The 14,807-nt window shown below is 64.8% G+C and carries 14 protein-coding genes; 7 read left to right on the top strand and 7 right to left on the bottom strand.

Translation table 11 applies throughout. From position 1 onward, the window contains the following. Window positions 1-167 precede the first annotated feature (167 nt). Both DCO45_RS23355 and DCO45_RS10565 read left to right on the top strand, forming a co-directional pair. On the top strand, window positions 168-1,199 hold the full coding sequence (locus DCO45_RS23355) for a helix-turn-helix domain-containing protein (protein WP_116925988.1): 1,032 nt from the start codon (window positions 168-170) through the stop codon (window positions 1,197-1,199). A 109-nt stretch (window positions 1,200-1,308) separates the two neighbouring features. Next, window positions 1,309-2,493, top strand: coding sequence for an MFS transporter (locus DCO45_RS10565; RefSeq protein ID WP_207788068.1), 1,185 nt, complete (start codon window positions 1,309-1,311; stop codon window positions 2,491-2,493). A gap of 1 nt (window position 2,494) precedes the next feature. Here the strand turns inward: DCO45_RS10565 and DCO45_RS10560 are convergent, their stop codons facing one another. Both DCO45_RS10560 and fumC read right to left on the bottom strand, forming a co-directional pair. After that, entirely contained in the window at window positions 2,495-3,349 is an 855-nt protein-coding gene (locus tag DCO45_RS10560) for a hypothetical protein (protein ID WP_243419315.1), read from the bottom strand. Window positions 3,350-3,446: 97 nt separating this feature from the next. After that, on the bottom strand, window positions 3,447-4,838 hold the full coding sequence (gene fumC / locus DCO45_RS10555; RefSeq protein ID WP_116925816.1) for a class II fumarate hydratase: 1,392 nt from the start codon (window positions 4,836-4,838) through the stop codon (window positions 3,447-3,449). A gap of 341 nt (window positions 4,839-5,179) precedes the next feature. Here fumC and DCO45_RS10550 point away from each other — a divergent pair, with 341 nt between their 5' ends. Next, entirely contained in the window at window positions 5,180-6,733 is a 1,554-nt protein-coding gene (locus tag DCO45_RS10550; RefSeq protein WP_021024731.1) for a fumarate hydratase, read from the top strand. Between the two features lie 220 nt (window positions 6,734-6,953). After that, the gene (locus DCO45_RS10545) at window positions 6,954-7,154 is read left to right on the top strand and encodes a hypothetical protein (protein ID WP_116925815.1); all 201 of its coding nucleotides are present in this window, start codon (window positions 6,954-6,956) and stop codon (window positions 7,152-7,154) included. A 75-nt stretch (window positions 7,155-7,229) separates the two neighbouring features. Here the strand turns inward: DCO45_RS10545 and DCO45_RS10540 are convergent, their stop codons facing one another. The 3 genes from DCO45_RS10540 to xdhC all read right to left on the bottom strand — a co-directional run bounded on the left by DCO45_RS10540 (window position 7,230) and on the right by xdhC (window position 11,170). Next, the gene (locus DCO45_RS10540; RefSeq protein WP_116925814.1) at window positions 7,230-8,618 is read right to left on the bottom strand and encodes a gluconate:H+ symporter; all 1,389 of its coding nucleotides are present in this window, start codon (window positions 8,616-8,618) and stop codon (window positions 7,230-7,232) included. 158 nt (window positions 8,619-8,776) lie between these two features. Further along, on the bottom strand, window positions 8,777-10,015 hold the full coding sequence (locus DCO45_RS10535; protein ID WP_116925813.1) for a urate hydroxylase PuuD: 1,239 nt from the start codon (window positions 10,013-10,015) through the stop codon (window positions 8,777-8,779). A gap of 339 nt (window positions 10,016-10,354) precedes the next feature. Further along, window positions 10,355-11,170, bottom strand: coding sequence for a xanthine dehydrogenase accessory protein XdhC (xdhC, locus tag DCO45_RS10530; RefSeq protein WP_116925985.1), 816 nt, complete (start codon window positions 11,168-11,170; stop codon window positions 10,355-10,357). A gap of 63 nt (window positions 11,171-11,233) precedes the next feature. On the opposite strand from xdhC, the gene DCO45_RS23210 reads away from it, so the two are divergent. Beyond that, window positions 11,234-11,806 (top strand): hypothetical protein, encoded by a 573-nt coding sequence (locus DCO45_RS23210; protein WP_232539408.1) that lies wholly within the window; start codon window positions 11,234-11,236, stop codon window positions 11,804-11,806. Between the two features lie 85 nt (window positions 11,807-11,891). On the opposite strand, the gene DCO45_RS10520 is transcribed toward DCO45_RS23210, so the two are convergent. Together DCO45_RS10520 and uraH are read right to left on the bottom strand one after the other, a co-directional pair. Continuing rightward, window positions 11,892-12,476, bottom strand: coding sequence for a YSC84-related protein (locus DCO45_RS10520; protein ID WP_116925812.1), 585 nt, complete (start codon window positions 12,474-12,476; stop codon window positions 11,892-11,894). 210 nt (window positions 12,477-12,686) lie between these two features. Further along, the gene (gene uraH / locus DCO45_RS10515; RefSeq protein WP_021027040.1) at window positions 12,687-13,037 is read right to left on the bottom strand and encodes a hydroxyisourate hydrolase; all 351 of its coding nucleotides are present in this window, start codon (window positions 13,035-13,037) and stop codon (window positions 12,687-12,689) included. Between the two features lie 92 nt (window positions 13,038-13,129). Between uraH and DCO45_RS10510 the strand changes: the two genes are divergently transcribed. Both DCO45_RS10510 and puuE read left to right on the top strand, forming a co-directional pair. Next, a complete protein-coding gene (locus tag DCO45_RS10510) occupies window positions 13,130-13,807 on the top strand; it encodes a GntR family transcriptional regulator (RefSeq protein WP_116925811.1) in 678 nt (225 codons plus the stop codon). Further along, the gene (puuE, locus tag DCO45_RS10505; protein WP_116925810.1) at window positions 13,804-14,763 is read left to right on the top strand and encodes an allantoinase PuuE; all 960 of its coding nucleotides are present in this window, start codon (window positions 13,804-13,806) and stop codon (window positions 14,761-14,763) included. Before DCO45_RS10510 ends, puuE begins: the two co-directional genes overlap by 4 nt. The last annotated feature ends 44 nt before the right edge of the window (window positions 14,764-14,807 follow it).

Here is a 14,807-nt window from a genome sequence, read left to right as displayed (position 1 = left end):
GGTTGGATGGCAATCGGCTATTGTCGCGCAGCTGTCCTACAAACTCCGCGCTTGTCCGTTTGCATTGCCCAATCACCCCCATAGCTGTTGCGCTTGAGCCGCAGCTTGGCAGAATCTGTGCGATCAATGTCATTGCTGCCACATCGCGCTGCATGCACACTGTGCGCATGTCTCCATCCCGCACCACCGCCGCCCACAGCGCCCAGCCCGGCCACCACGTCATCTGCATTGCCTACCCGCGCGCGATGAGCCTGGACATCACCGGGCCCATGCAGGTGTTTGCCACCGCCAACGATGTGCGCCAGCGCCAGGGCCTGCCTGCCTTCTACCAGTTGGTCTTTGCCGGGCTGGAGGCCGGGCCGGTGACCTTGTCCTGCGGTTTGCAGACCATCGCCACCGAGGGCCTGGGCCAGCTGCGCCCGGGCGCCAACAGCACGGTGCTGGTGCCGGGGGGCGATGGCGTGGTCGATGTGCAGCACCACAGCGGCCTGCGCCAATGGCTGCAGCGCACGGCGCCCCAGGTGCAGCGCCTTGGCTCGGTCTGCTCGGGTGCGTTGATCCTGGCGCGCGCCGGCCTGCTCGATGGCCTGCCTGCCACCACCCACTGGTGCCGCCTGGCCGAGCTCGCGGCGATGGAGCGCCCCATCCAGGTCGATGGCGACCGGCTGCACACCTTTGATGCCAGCGATCCGCAGCAGCGCCATATCTTCACATCGGCGGGGGTGACCTCGGGCATCGACCTGGCGCTGAGCCTCGTCGAAGCCGACCTGGGCCGCAGCATGGCGCTGGCCGTCGCCCGCCACTTGGTAATGTTTGTGCGCCGGCCCGGCGGCCAGGCGCAGTTCAGCCCACTGCTGGCAGCCGAGACCACGCAGGCGCCGCGCCTGGCTGGCCTGCTTGAATGGATTCCCGGCCACCTGGGCGAGCGCCTGGGTGTGGAGCAGCTGGCCGCGCAGGCCTGCCTGCCGCCGCGCACCTTGGCGCGGGTGTTCCAGCAAGAGCTGGGCACCACGCCGGCCCGCTATGTGGAACGCGTGCGGCTGCAGGCCGCCACCACCTTGCTCAGCCAGCGTCAGGCCTCCGTCTCCACGGTGGCGCAGCTGTGCGGCTTTGGCCACCCGGAAAACCTGCGCCGCAGCTTTCACAAGACCTTGGCCGTCAGCCCCCAGGCCTTTGCCGAGCGCTTTGGCGTGGGTTAACCAGCGCCCGCCACTAAGCGGCTGAATCCTCCCGCCCAAACCATGCGATCCGGACAGCCGATGCTGCCCGGCAGCACCCACACGCCCCGTTATTCCCAAATCACCGCCCATGCTGCTCCAACGCCATCCCCAACTGCTCACCCTCAGCATCGCGCAAGCGCTGTACTGGTCCTGCTCCATCATCGGCATTGCGCTCACGGGCCTCGTGGGCCGGCAGCTGGCGCCCTGGCCGGTGCTGGCCACGGTGCCGCTGACCTTGCTGGTGGCGGGCAATCTGCTGTCGATTGGCCCACTGGCCCGCTGGATGCAGCGGCATGGCCGCGCCCGGGGCCTGCAGGGTGGCGCACTGCTGGGGGTCGCAGCGGGGCTGCTGGCGGCCTGGGCGGTGGTGCAGGCGAGCTTTGGGCTGTTTTGCCTGGCAATGCTGCTGCTGGGTGGCTACCAGGCCTCGGCCGGTTTTTACCGTTTCACCGCGCTGGACGGCATGCCGGCCGAGCACAGCGGCCGTGCCGCAGCCTGGGTGCTGGCAGGGGGCATGGCGGCCGCCCTGCTCGCCCCCAGCCTGGCCATCCACACCGCAGGCGCCCTGGCCACACCGCTGGCCGGCGCCTACCTGGCGATTGCCGTGCTGGCCTTGCTGGCCTGCGCGCTGCTGCAATGCCTGCCGCCACGCCTGCACCTGCCGATGCAGGCCAAGGCTGCTGGCCAGCCCGCCATCTCGCGGCGCCAGTTGTGGCAGCGCCCTGCGCTGCGCCAGGCCATTGTGCTGAGCGCCTGCGGCCATGGGCTGATGGTGCTGGTGATGAACGCTACCCCGCTGGCCATGCATGGCGCGGGCCACTCGCTGGCCAGCTCCACCCAGGTGATCCAGTGGCATGTGCTGGGCATGTTTGCGCCGTCCTTGTTTGCGGGCCGCGCGGTGGACCGCTTTGGCGCGCGGCGCCTGGCCTGGCTGGGCGCGGCGCTGCTGGCCGCCAGCGCAGGCGTGGCGCTGATCGGTACGGAATTTCTGCCGTTCCTGCTCAGCTCCTTGCTGCTGGGCGCCGGCTGGAACCTGATGATCCTCGCCGGCACCAGCTTGCTGAACCAGGCCTGTACGCCCGAGGAGCGCCCCCAGGCCCAGCCGATGATGGAGTGGAGCAACAACGGCAGCGCCGCGCTGATGTCGCTCAGCTGCGGCGTGCTGATCCAGACGCTGGGCTGGCAGGCGGTGAATGTGGCGATGCTGCTGGCCTTGGCAATGCTGGCCTGGCAAGGCGGCCGCTCGGTCTGGGCAGCGCGGGCGCGGGCCTAGATCACCGAATGCTTGAAGCAGGCGTGCGTGCCAGGCGCTCACGCCAGATGCGCTCCACCCAGGGGGCAAATCCGCCGTCCACGGCGGTGAGCAAGGGCAGGCGCGTGGCGGTCAAAGCGTCTGCCAATGCAGGGGACCAACTTGGGCTGCCCCACAGTGCTTGCAAAGAAGCAGCCAGCACCCACTCCTGGCCCCAAAAGTACAGTTGCGTCGCTTGCACATTTGCCTGCATCTGCCGCACTTCGGCCAGCGCCTGGGGCTCGGCCAGTTGCAGCCAGATATCGGCATACAGAAAGTCCACCGGCTGCTGCGGCGCCGGGCGCCACTGCAGCGCATCGGCTTGCACAATATGAATCTTGGCGGCGACATCTGCCTGCAAGCCTTCCAGCACCTGCATACGCTGGAACAGCGCGATCACCTCTGGATCACGCTCGACCACGGTGACCCGCTCCACGGACGGGTTCAGCGCTATATTGGCCGTCACCCATCCCATCCCCAGGCCCATGACCACCGTGTGGCCATGCGCATGGCGGCAGGCCAGCTCCTGGCTCTCGATCTCGAAAGGCGACAGCGACATCCACGTATCCCAGCCGCCTTGTGCGTTCTGGCGCAACAGCGCGGTAGAGCCCGCATAGACGCAGCTGCCGCTGTAGTAACCCCTGTCCAGCCCCATGCCGCCGCGCAGCAGCCGCCAGGCGCACTGCTCGCCCAACTCGTACTGCGGCATATGCCAGGGAGTCTGGAACACCGGCACGCCCAGGGCCTGGGCCAGCACATGGATATCCAGGCCACCGACCACCAAGCCTTCACCTGGCTGGGAGTTGGCGGTCAACGACTGCATGGGCGCTGAGGGCATGAATGGTCCACAGGGAAAAGGCAGAAACCGCCAGTGTAAAAGCACAAGGCCCGCAGTCATGCGGGCCCTGGAACGGTCAAGTGCGTCTGGCTGGCGCTTACAGATTGCCGACCATATGCTCGGGCACGACCCACTGGTCAAACTGCTCGGCGGTCACATGGCCGCTGGCCACGGCCGCATCGCGCAGGCTGCTGCCTTCCTTGTGCGCCTTCTTCGCAATATAGGCCGCCTTGTCGTAGCCGATATGGGTGTTCAGGGCGGTCACCAGCATCAGCGAGCGGCTGACCAGCTCGGTGATGCGCTCGCGGTTGGGCTCGATGCCCACGGCGCAGTGGTCGTTGAAGCTTACCATGCCATCGGCCAGCAGGCGCACGCTTTGCAGGAAGTTGTGCGCCACCATGGGGCGGAACACGTTGAGCTCAAAGTTGCCCGAGGCACCGCCCACGTTGATCGCCGCGTCATTGCCAAACACCTGGGCGCAGAGCATGGTCATCGCTTCGCACTGCGTGGGGTTGACCTTGCCCGGCATGATCGACGAGCCCGGCTCGTTCTCGGGGATGGAGATCTCGCCCAGGCCGCTGCGCGGGCCCGATGCCAGCCAGCGCACATCGTTGGCGATCTTCATCAGGCTGGCGGCCAGCGTCTTGAGGGCGCCATGGCCAAACACCAGCGCGTCGCAGGAACCCAGCGATTCGAACTTGTTGGGCGAGGTGATGAAGGGGTAGCCGGTCAGCTTGGCCAGCTCTTGGGCCACACCCTCGGCATAGCCCTTGGGGGCGTTGAGGCCCGTGCCCACAGCCGTGCCGCCCAGCGCCAGTTCATACAAATGGGGCAGCGCCGACTTGATGTGCTTGGCGCCGTGTTCGAGCTGGGCCACCCAGCCGGAGATCTCCTGGCCCAGGGTTAGCGGCGTCGCATCCTGCAAATGGGTGCGGCCGATCTTGACGATGTCGTTGAAGGCCTCGCTCTTGGCCTGCAGGGTGCGGCGCAGCTTTTCCAGCGCGGGCAGCAGCTTGCGCTCGATGGCGGTGACGGCGGCCACATGCATGGCGGTGGGGTAGACGTCGTTGCTGGACTGGCTTTTGTTCACCTCGTCATTGGGGTGCACCAGGCGCGACTCACCGCGCTCGCCGCCCAGCAGCTCGCTGGCGCGGTTGGCCAGCACTTCGTTGACGTTCATATTGGTCTGCGTGCCCGAGCCGGTCTGCCAGACCACCAGCGGGAACTCATCGGGGTGCTGGCCGGCAATCACCTCGTCGGCCGCCGCATTGATAGCCTTGGCCTTCTTCTCGTCGAGCAGGCCCAGCGCGTGGTTGACGGTGGCACTGGCCTTTTTCACCTGCGCCAGCGCGTGGATGATCTCGCCGGGCTGCTTCTCGCCGCTGATGTCAAAGTTCTGCAGCGAGCGCTGCGTCTGGGCACCCCAGAGTTTGTCGGCCGGCACGTCGATCAGGCCGAAGGTGTCTTTTTCCTGGCGGGTAGCTGTCATGTCTGGATCACTCCTTGTATCTCAACAATTGCAACGCGGCTCGTCTGGCTGGTAAGCATGTGGCTGGTGGGCCGCAGGATTCGTAAATAGGATGCCGCCCGCTTTGCGGCAAAGCGGGCGCGGCATCGCATCCTAACGCAGGCAATGACAGCCGTTCTCATCTGCATCAAGCAGCCATACTGGGCGCATGCTCTTGCACCATCTCGACACCTGAGTCTTCTAGAAGACTTATCGGGCATTTGCCACCACCGGCCTGGCGAAAGGCCGATAATTGCCCCCGTGATACCGAGCGCCAACGGCACCATAGCCTTGCGCAATCCAAAACCCACCCCACAAGCACGATGACCACCTCCATCCGTCAGCAGGACCTGATCGACTCGATCGCGGGCGCCCTGCAGTACATCAGCTACTACCACACACCGGATTTCATCCAGCACCTGGCACGGGCCTATGAGCGCGAGCAAAGCCCGGCGGCCAAGGATGCGATGGCCCAGATCCTGACCAACTCCAAGATGAGCGCCACCGGCCAGCGCCCCATCTGCCAGGACACCGGCATCGTCAACGTGTTCCTGAAGGTGGGCATGGACGTGAAGTGGGAAGACTTCACGATGGGCCTGGAAGACGCGATCAACGAAGGCGTGCGCCGGGGCTACAACCACCCCGACAACACCTTGCGCGCCTCCGTGGTGGCCGATCCCCAGTTCGCCCGCAAGAACACCAAGGACAACACGCCTGCCGTCATCAATGTGCAGATCGTGCCGGGCGACAAGCTGGATGTGACCGTGGCGGCCAAGGGCGGCGGCTCGGAGAACAAGTCCAAGATGATCATGATGAACCCCAGCGACAGCATTGTGGACTGGGTGCTCAAGACCGTGCCGACCATGGGCGCGGGCTGGTGCCCACCGGGCATGCTGGGCATCGGCATTGGCGGCACCGCTGAAAAGGCCGTGCTGCTGGCCAAGGAAAGCCTGATGGAAGACCTCGACATGTACGAGCTGCAGCAAAAAGCTGCCAGCGGTGCCGAGCTCGACCAGGTGGAAAAGCTGCGCCTGGAGCTGTTCGAGAAGGTCAATGCCCTCGGTATTGGCGCCCAGGGCCTGGGCGGCCTCACCACCGTGCTGGACGTCAAGATCAACATGTACCCCACGCACGCGGCCTCCAAGCCCGTGGCGATGATCCCCAACTGCGCCGCCACCCGCCACGCCCATTTCGTGATGGACGGCTCCGGCCCCGTATACCTCGATCCCCCATCGCTGGACACCTGGCCCAAGATCGACTGGGCACCGGACTACAACAAGTCCAAGCGCGTGGACCTGAACACGCTGACCAAGGAAGAAGTGGCCAGCTGGAAGCCGGGCGACACCCTCTTGCTCAACGGCAAGATGCTGACCGGCCGCGACGCTGCGCACAAGCGCATCCAGGACATGCTGGCCAAGGGCGAGCCACTGCCCGTCGACTTCAGCAACCGCGTGATCTACTACGTGGGCCCGGTGGACCCGGTGCGTGACGAAGTCGTCGGCCCCGCCGGCCCGACCACCGCCACCCGCATGGACAAGTTCACCGACATGATGCTGTCGCAGACCGGCCTGATCGCGATGATCGGCAAGTCCGAGCGTGGCCCGGTCGCCATCGAAGCGATCAAGAACCACAAGTCGGCCTACCTGATGGCCGTGGGCGGCGCCGCTTATCTGGTCTCCAAGGCCATCAAGCAGGCCAAGGTGGTCGGTTTTGCCGATCTGGGCATGGAAGCGATCTATGAATTCGACGTGGTCGACATGCCCGTGACCGTGGCCGTGGATGCCGGCGGCACCAGTGCCCATATCACCGGCCCGGCGATCTGGAAGGAAAAGATCGCCACCGGTGAATTCAAGGGCATTGAAGTGGCAGGCGCCTGATCGCCCGGCACCGCTCCCCATAACCGCCTTCGGGCGGTTTTTTGCTGCCCGCTCCCCGCATTCCCAGCCGGTGGGAGCAGTGCCGACATCCTGACCGCCTCGGCCAGGCCCCCAAACCGCCCACTTTACCCATCGCGGCCTTCAAACAATCCTATGGCGGCGCCCCGAGTACGGCGCATGCTGTATGGTGGAGGCTGCACACCGATAAGGAACAAAAAACATGGCCAAGCCGAATTACCAGTATGAAAAGCGCCAGCGTGAGCTGGAAAAGAAGAAGAAAAAGGAAGAAAAAGCCCTGCGCAAGGCCAGCGGGCATGCCTCGGACACACCTGATGGCGCTGATGGCGACGCCCCCGAGCAGGAGCCAGCGACCGGCGCGGACAGCAGCGGCGCGCCTGCGCAAGACAAGCCGGCCGACTGAGCGCCGCGCCCTTGGGCGCAACAAAATGGGCCGCCAGCATTGCTGCTGCGGCCCTTTTGCTTATGGGAAAAGGCGCTAGCCGCCCAGCGCCGGCAAGGTGTTGAACAGCAGCACCATCAAGAGGCCCACAAACGAGACGATGGACTGCACCACGGTGATCGTGCGCGTTGCCTCCCCCATGGTCATGCCAAAGGATTCCTTGACCATCCAGAAACCGGCATGGTTGGCATAGTTGAAGAACAGCGAGCCGCAGCCAATCGACAGCGCCAGCAAAGGCAGGTTCAGGCTGGGGTCGGCAGCGGCGAGCGGCGCGAGCAAACCGGCCGCACCCACGATGCCCACGGTGGCCGAGCCGGTCGAGACCGACAGCAGCATCGCAATGAGCCAGCCCAGCACCAGCGGCGGAAATGCAAACTGGTGCGTCAGGTGCACGATGGCGTCGCCCACCTTGGCGCTGGTCAGCACCTGCTGGAAAGCGCCGCCGCCAGCAATGATCATGATGATGCCGGCAATCGGCTTGAGGCTGGCGCCCAGGGTGTCACGCAGCTTTTCGGCATCGCCGCCGCGCAGGTAGACCAGGGTGAAGGCGGCAAACAGCACGCCCAGCAGCATTGCAATCAGCGGGTTGCCCAGAAAGCTGGCCACCTGCAGCAGGGCCGAGCCCTTGGGCAAGGCCATCTCGGCCAGCGCATGGGCGAGCATCAGCAGCGCAGGCAGCAGGGCAGACAGCACGCCCATCGCGATGCCCGGCTGGTCCTTGCCGCTGTCGGGCTTCGCTTCGGTGAACTGGTCGAGCAGCGCCTGCTCAGGCCGGGTCGTCATGCGCGGGGTGATGAAGGCGCCGTACAGCGGCCCGCCCAGCACCATCGCGGGCAAGGCGGCCAAAAAGCCGTAGAGCATCGTCGGGCCGACCGTGGTCTTCAAGGTGGCAATCGCGGTCAGCGGGCCAGGATGGGGCGGCACCATGCCGTGCATCGAGGCGAGTGCCGCAATCACCGGCACGCCCACATAGACATAGGCCGAGCCCTTGAAGTTTTCGCGGCTCTCGAGCTTGCGCGCCACGCTGAAGATCAGCGGCAGCATCACCACCAGGCCCACCTCGAAGAACATCGGGATGCCGATGATGAAGGCTACCAGGGTCATCGCCCAGGGGATCATGCGGTCCGAGGTGTGGCGCAGAATGGCGCTGGCCAGGCGCTCGGTGGTGCCCGAGTCGGCCAGGATCTTGCCGAGCATCGCGCCCAAGGCAATCACCACGCCGACCGCGCCCAGGGTCTTGCCCGCGCCGTTGGTGATGTTCTTAGCAATGTCGCCCGGCGCCATGCCGGTGGCAAAGCCCACACCGATACAGACGATCAGCAAGGCCAGCAAGGGGTGCATGCGGATGCGCGAAACAATCAGCGCCACCAGCACCAGCACGCTCACCAAGGCGGTCAGCAGCAATTGGATATCGAAATTTGACATGCGAGAAGATGTGGATTTGTGACACGCATCCCCAGCCACCCACCGCAAAGAGGGGCTAGGGCATGCCCCAACCCTCCCATCCTACGCCGATCAGCCACCCCAGGCTGTAGTCGGATTTCGGCGGGCGGGGGCCCTGCCCCGCCCCCTGCCACCCGCCATCAAGGCGCGGTAGAGGCGCCGGATTCAAACCAGCGCTTGACCAGATCGCGCTCGTCGGCACTCAACCCCTCGGGGTTGCCAAAGGGCATCTTGCGCAGCACCACCACCTGCTGGTAGATCTGCTGGGTGTGCTGGGCCACCTCGCCGGGGCTGTCGAGCTTCACATTCTTTTGCGCCAGGCCCGTGGCGCTGTGGCACAGCACGCAGTGCTGGGCAAACACCTTGGCCACCTCGCCATAGGGCACGGCGCCAGCTGCGGGCTGGCTCGCAGGGGCCGATGCGGGCGCAGCGGCTGCTGCGGGCTTGGGGCCGGGCCGCAGCCAGGCGATCACGCCCAGAATCACCAGCACACCGATCAGTGCATAGGGCCAGGGGTGCTTGTTGCGGCCGAGCTTGTGGCCATGGCGCAGCACAAAGAACTGGCGAATGGCCGCGCCGGCAAACATCATGCCGATGAGCACCAGCCAGTTGTACTTCTGGTTGTAGAGCCAGCCGTAGTGGTTGGACAGCATCGCAAACAGCACCGGTAACGTGAAATAGGTGTTGTGCACACTGCGCTGCTTGCCGCGTTTGCCGTAGATGGGGTCGACCGGGTCGCCATTCTTGAGCGCCCGCACCACGGTGCGCTGGCCCGGGATGATCCAGAAGAACACGTTCGCGCTCATCGAGGTGGCCAGCATCGCGCCCATCAGCAAGAAGGCTGCCTGGCCCGGGAAGATATGGCAGGCGAGATACGCGGCAATGCAGACCAGCACCAGCACCATGGCGCCCACAATCGCATCGCCATGCTTTTTGAAACCAAACACGCGGCAGATGCCGTCATAGAGCAGCCAGAACACCGCCAGAAAGCTCAGCGCCGTGAACACCGCCAGCGGCGCGCTCATCGCATTGGGGTCGGCCGGGTTGACCAGGTAGATATTGGCGTTCCAGAGGTAGGACACCGTCAGGAGCGCAAAGCCCGACAGCCAGGTGGTGTAGCTCTCCCAGTAGAACCAGTGCAGGTGGTCGGGCAGCTTGGGCGGCGAGACATTGAACTTGACAGGGTGGTAGAAGCCGCCGCCATGCACGGCCCAGAGCTCGCCGCTGACGCCCTGCTTTTTCAGGTCTTCGTCTTCGGGCGGGGTCAGGCTGCTGTCGAGAAACACAAAATAGAACGACGAACCGACCCAGGCAATGGCTGTGATCACATGCAGCCAGCGCAACAACAGGTTCGCCCAATCGAGGATATAGCCTTCCATTGCTCTCATCCTTGGCAGCGTGGGGTCTGCCAGTGCGAGGGAGGGGTGATGCCCGCTCTCCTCATCAAGCAGCCAGCGTGGAGGCACCGGCCACTTGTTGAACCTGCTCACCACGGCGGGCGATCTGAGCAGCAGACAGGCCGCAATCCACAGCCATCATCGGGATGACCGGGGCACCGCTGCGACCTTTTGTAGACTCAAAGTGTATGCAATTTCTGCCACCCAAAGGTCGGCAAAAAGCTGCACACCCCCTAGATAAAACCCTGATGCAACGCAGCAAACCCGCTGCAGGTGGCCTCTACACCGCATGCATGGCTCCTGCCCGGGGGGCAAGCCACATCAGGCATGCTGCGTTCGCTGCAGATGCTGCAAAAGCTGCGCGGCCACCGCAATGGCAATCACCTCCGGCGCCTTGCCCCGGATGCCCGGCAGGCCGATCGGGCAGGTGATGCGGGCAAACTCCGCATCGGCAAAACCCCGCTCGGCCAGCCGGTGCGCAAAGCTGGCGCGCTTGGTAGCACTGCCAATGAGCCCGATCAGGTCCAGATCGCCGCTGTTGCGCTGGCGCTGCAGGCAGGCCTGGGTGATCTGCAGGTCCTGCTGGTGGTCGTGGGTGAGGATGAACACACTGCTGCGCGGCGCCAGGTCAGCCACCGCGCGCTCGATGGGGTCGGAATACTCGGTCTGCACGTTGGCAGGCAACGCGTCCGGAAACAGCGCCTCGCGGCTGTCCACCCAGGTGATGCGCATAGGCAGGTTGCTCAGCACCTGCACCAGCGCTGCGCCCACGTGGCCCGCGCCAAACACCGCCACGGGGCTGCACTCGGGCGCCAGCTGCTGCGCCAGCGGTTCGCGGTCAGCCTGTCCAATCCGCTGAAAACGCAGATGTACCACACCGCCGCAGCATTGGCCCAGGCGCGGGCCCAGCGCAAAGCGCTCGCTCTGCGGGGCGCCGCCGCTGGCCAGCAGATTGCGGGCCTTGTTGGCGGCCTGCCACTCCAGGTGGCCACCGCCAATCGTGCCCAGTTGGTCCTGCGCAAACACGGCCATCCAGGCGCCGGCATCGCGCGGAGCCGACCCCTGGGTCGACGCCACCTGTACCATACAGGCCTCCTGCGTCGCCAGGCGCGCCAATAATTGCTGCAGAACGGGCATGCCTTGTTCCATGATGAAGATCGGCCTGCCATACTGCAGGTCCGCTATAGACGGATTTGTACCATGAGCGATCGACCCTCCACCTCCCTGCTGTCACGACTTTGGCATACGCTTTTTCGTATACCGCACCCGTCGCGAACACCTGCACAGGCAAGGGGCAGCGCCAAGCCGCCCCATGCCGCCGAGCAGGAGGACGACCAGGACAGTTATCTCTCGGTGCTGACCCAGTTGCCCGGCGCGCGCATGCCCCAATGGTCCCCGCAAGCCGATGGGCAGGACTCCGTCCTCAACCCGGTCGCCGACGAGGCCTACCGCAAGCAGTGTGCCCAGCACCTGTATGAACGCTACGCCGATCGCATCTACCCTGGCATGCTGCCGCCCATGCTCTATGCCATTGGCGTGCTGGAGCTCTTGCTCGACGAAGACGGCCATATCCAGGACATGAACTGGATGCGCGAGCCCGCGCAGGCCCAGGAGGTGCCGCCACTGATTGAGGCGCTGGTGCAAGCCGCTGCGCCCTTTCCCGCCCCCCAGCATTTGCGCCACGGCGAGGTCATGGTCTCCTACACCGAGACCTGGCTCTGGGATGCCTCGGGCAAGTTCCAGCTGCATACCTTGAGCGAAGGCCAGCAATAAAGGCTGGCATAGGACAGGTGCGACAAGCGCAAAAAAAACCGGCCTGCTGGCCGGTTTGTGCTTTGCAGGCGCGGTGGGCGCTGCTTTATTCCTTGATCTTGGTGATCTTGGCGCCTTGCAGCGACACGCCCGCTTCCAGGCCGGCATTGTTCAGCACAAAGCTGGTCACCGGGGCCTGGGCCGAGGTGGTGTCGATGCTGCCATTGGCGCCTACGCGGCCTGCGGCCACGGTGGCATCTGCACCCACGGACCAGCCATTGCTGTCGCGGAACTTCGCCAGCGCTTCAGGCGTGTTGAACACATAGATGACAGCCTTGGACTGGCCACCGGCCTGCCAGCCGATCGACGCGCCCGTGGTGCTGTAGTAGCTGTCGCTGCGGCTGCCCACGCGCAGCACGCCGCGGCCGTGCTCCACGCCCACCACAAAGCTGCCGCCAATCACTGATGGGAACACCAGCACGCCCTTGGAGCGTGCGACCAGGTCCTTGGAGCCAGGAGCGGTCTGGTACAGGCGCTCGAGCGCGGCGTTGGCGCGGGCGTCTACCGACGTCTCATCGGCACGAGGCGCATTGCTGGTTTCAGGCTTGGTGACCGTGCAGGCCGCCATCGACAGAGCGCCGGCAACCACTGCAGCGGCGACACCCAGGGTGCGCATAGAAAAACGTTGCATACCTACTCCTATGAAATTTGCTGTTATATCGATCAGGTTGGCACCGCTGTGAATCCTGCGGTGCGCCTAGGAGCAAATAGTAGCCATCCCCGATGACGCTGGAAGGCCGCAGCCGCAACTTGCGGCTTCGGCCTACAGTTTTGGCGATGCGCGTTTGAGACAGGTCAAGGGCAGCCGACTACCCAATGCCCCACCCGCCCTCGCCCCGCCTCAAGACCCCCGGTACGTCGAATAGCTCCAGGGGCTGACCAGCAGCGGCACGTGGTAGTGCTGGTCGGCATGGGCCACGCCAAAGTCCAGGTTCACCTGGTTCAAAAAGTTGGGGCTGGGCAGCTCCACGCCCTTGGCCGCAAAGTAGGCCGCCACTTCAAAGCTCAGGCGGTAGGTGCCGGGGCGCAGCGTCGCATTGTCAAACAACGGGGTCTGGGTGCGTCCGTCGTGGTTCAGGGTTTCGCGGCGGATGAGGCGCGCTTCGCCACCATCGGTGGCGTACAGCGCAATGTCCATGCCCGCAGCGGGGCAGCCGTGCATCGTATCGAGAACGTGGGTGCTCAGGCCCATAGGTAAATCTCCTGATGATTCTGGGTAAGATCGGACTGGTGATGTGCACTAAAAGTGTATACACTTTTTGTCATTCGGCCTACTATCCTGACATGGAATCCACCTCAACGTCCACCATTGCCCAATCCCTGACCCGTGCCATCGTCGAGCACCGGTTGCTGCCGGGCACCAAGCTGGCCGAGCAAAAACTCGCGGACCACTTTGGCGTGTCGCGCACCCTAGTGCGCCAGGCGCTGTTCCAGCTGTCGCAAAACCACCTGGTCACGCTGGAGCCCGCACGCGGCGCCTTTGTGTCCACCCCGTCTGTGACCGAAGCGCGCCAGGTCTTTGCCGTGCGCAAGATGCTTGAAGCGCAGATGACCCGCAGCTTTGTCGAGACCGTCACGCCCAAACAAATCAAGGTGCTGCGCGAGCATGTGCGGCAAGAGGCTGCCGCCGTGCACCGCGCCGATGTCACCGAGCGCACCGAGCTGCTGGGCGACTTCCATGTGCGCATGGCCGAGCTGATGGGCAACGATGTGCTGGCCCAGCTGCTGGGCGATCTGATCTCGCGCTGCGCGCTGATCACCTTGATGTACCAGTCGGCCAGCGCCGCTGCCCACTCGCATGAGGAGCACGAAGAGATTGTGCAGGCCCTCGCCCGCAAGGATGCCGAAGGCGCCGTGCAGCTGATGATCGCGCACCTGGAGCATGTGGAGCAAGGCCTGCAGTTCGAACGCGAGATTCCCAGCAACGATTTATCCATGGCTCTGTCCTCGATCACGCTATGACCTACGACGCTACCACCCCCTACCCCCGCGACCTGATCGGCTACGGCCGCGATCTGCCCCATGCCCAGTGGCCCCAGGGCGCACGCATTGCCGTGCAGTTTGTGCTGAACTACGAGGAAGGCGGCGAAAACCATGTGCTGCACGGCGACCCGGGCAGCGAGCAGTTCCTCTCGGAGATGTTCAACCCGGCCTCTTACCCGGACCGCCACATGAGCATGGATGGCATCTATGAATACGGCTCGCGCGCCGGCGTCTGGCGCCTGCTGCGCGAGTTTGAAAAGCGCGGCCTGCCGCTGACGGTGTTTGGCGTGGCCACGGCCTTGCAGCGACACCGCGAACTGGCCCAGGCGTTTTCCGATCTGGGCCATGAAGTGGCCTGCCACGGCCTCAAATGGGTGCATTACCAAAATACGCCCGAAGAGGTCGAGCGCGCCCATATGCAGCAGGCGATGGACATCTTCCACAGCCTCTACGGCAGCCGCAGCACCCACGGCCTGGGCTGGTACACCGGCCGCGATAGCCCCAACACCCACCGCCTGGTGGCCGATTTTGGCGGCTTTGCCTATGACAGCGACTACTACGGCGACGACCTGCCCTTCTGGATGAAGGTCGGCAAGAGCGATGGCAGCGCCGCGCACCAGCTGATCGTTCCCTACACCCTGGACTGCAACGACATGCGCTTTGCGCTGCCCCAGGGCTACTCGCACGCCGATCCCTTCTTCCAGTACCTCAAGGACAGCTTTGATGTGCTGTACGCCGAAGGTGACCCTGCTGGCGAGAACCGCCCTAAGATGATGAGCATCGGCATGCACTGCCGCCTGCTGGGCCGCCCGGGCCGCATCACCGCGCTGCAGCGCTTTCTGGACCACATCCAACAGCACCAGAACGTCTGGGTCTGCCGCCGCATCGACATTGCCCGCCACTGGGCCGAGCACTTTCCCGCCCCCACGCTTTGAAAGATGACACAGCGCCGCGCCCGAGCGAAAAGAAGCGCTAGTAC

Source organism: Comamonas sp. JNW, assembly GCF_003105075.1.
GTDB classification, from domain to species: Bacteria; Pseudomonadota; Gammaproteobacteria; order Burkholderiales; family Burkholderiaceae_C; genus Comamonas; species Comamonas squillarum.
The sequence above is the reverse complement of the archived record's forward strand: the minus strand, read 5'-3'. Positions and strand labels throughout refer to the sequence as shown.

Bases quoted from the DNA above. Each gene is read 5' to 3' on its own strand.
- DCO45_RS23355 (WP_116925988.1), top strand. From the start codon at position 168: ATGTCTCCATCCCGCACCACCGCCGCCCACAGCGCCCAGCCCGGCCAC.
- DCO45_RS10565 (WP_207788068.1), top strand. From the start codon at position 1,309: ATGCTGCTCCAACGCCATCCCCAACTGCTCACCCTCAGCATCGCGCAA.
- DCO45_RS10560 (WP_243419315.1), bottom strand. From the start codon at position 3,349: ATGCCCTCAGCGCCCATGCAGTCGTTGACCGCCAACTCCCAGCCAGGT.
- fumC (WP_116925816.1), bottom strand. From the start codon at position 4,838: ATGACAGCTACCCGCCAGGAAAAAGACACCTTCGGCCTGATCGACGTG.
- DCO45_RS10550 (WP_021024731.1), top strand. From the start codon at position 5,180: ATGACCACCTCCATCCGTCAGCAGGACCTGATCGACTCGATCGCGGGC.
- DCO45_RS10545 (WP_116925815.1), top strand. From the start codon at position 6,954: ATGGCCAAGCCGAATTACCAGTATGAAAAGCGCCAGCGTGAGCTGGAA.
- DCO45_RS10540 (WP_116925814.1), bottom strand. From the start codon at position 8,618: ATGTCAAATTTCGATATCCAATTGCTGCTGACCGCCTTGGTGAGCGTG.
- DCO45_RS10535 (WP_116925813.1), bottom strand. From the start codon at position 10,015: ATGGAAGGCTATATCCTCGATTGGGCGAACCTGTTGTTGCGCTGGCTG.
- xdhC (WP_116925985.1), bottom strand. From the start codon at position 11,170: ATGCCCGTTCTGCAGCAATTATTGGCGCGCCTGGCGACGCAGGAGGCC.
- DCO45_RS23210 (WP_232539408.1), top strand. From the start codon at position 11,234: ATGAGCGATCGACCCTCCACCTCCCTGCTGTCACGACTTTGGCATACG.
- DCO45_RS10520 (WP_116925812.1), bottom strand. From the start codon at position 12,476: ATGCAACGTTTTTCTATGCGCACCCTGGGTGTCGCCGCTGCAGTGGTT.
- uraH (WP_021027040.1), bottom strand. From the start codon at position 13,037: ATGGGCCTGAGCACCCACGTTCTCGATACGATGCACGGCTGCCCCGCT.
- DCO45_RS10510 (WP_116925811.1), top strand. From the start codon at position 13,130: ATGGAATCCACCTCAACGTCCACCATTGCCCAATCCCTGACCCGTGCC.
- puuE (WP_116925810.1), top strand. From the start codon at position 13,804: ATGACCTACGACGCTACCACCCCCTACCCCCGCGACCTGATCGGCTAC.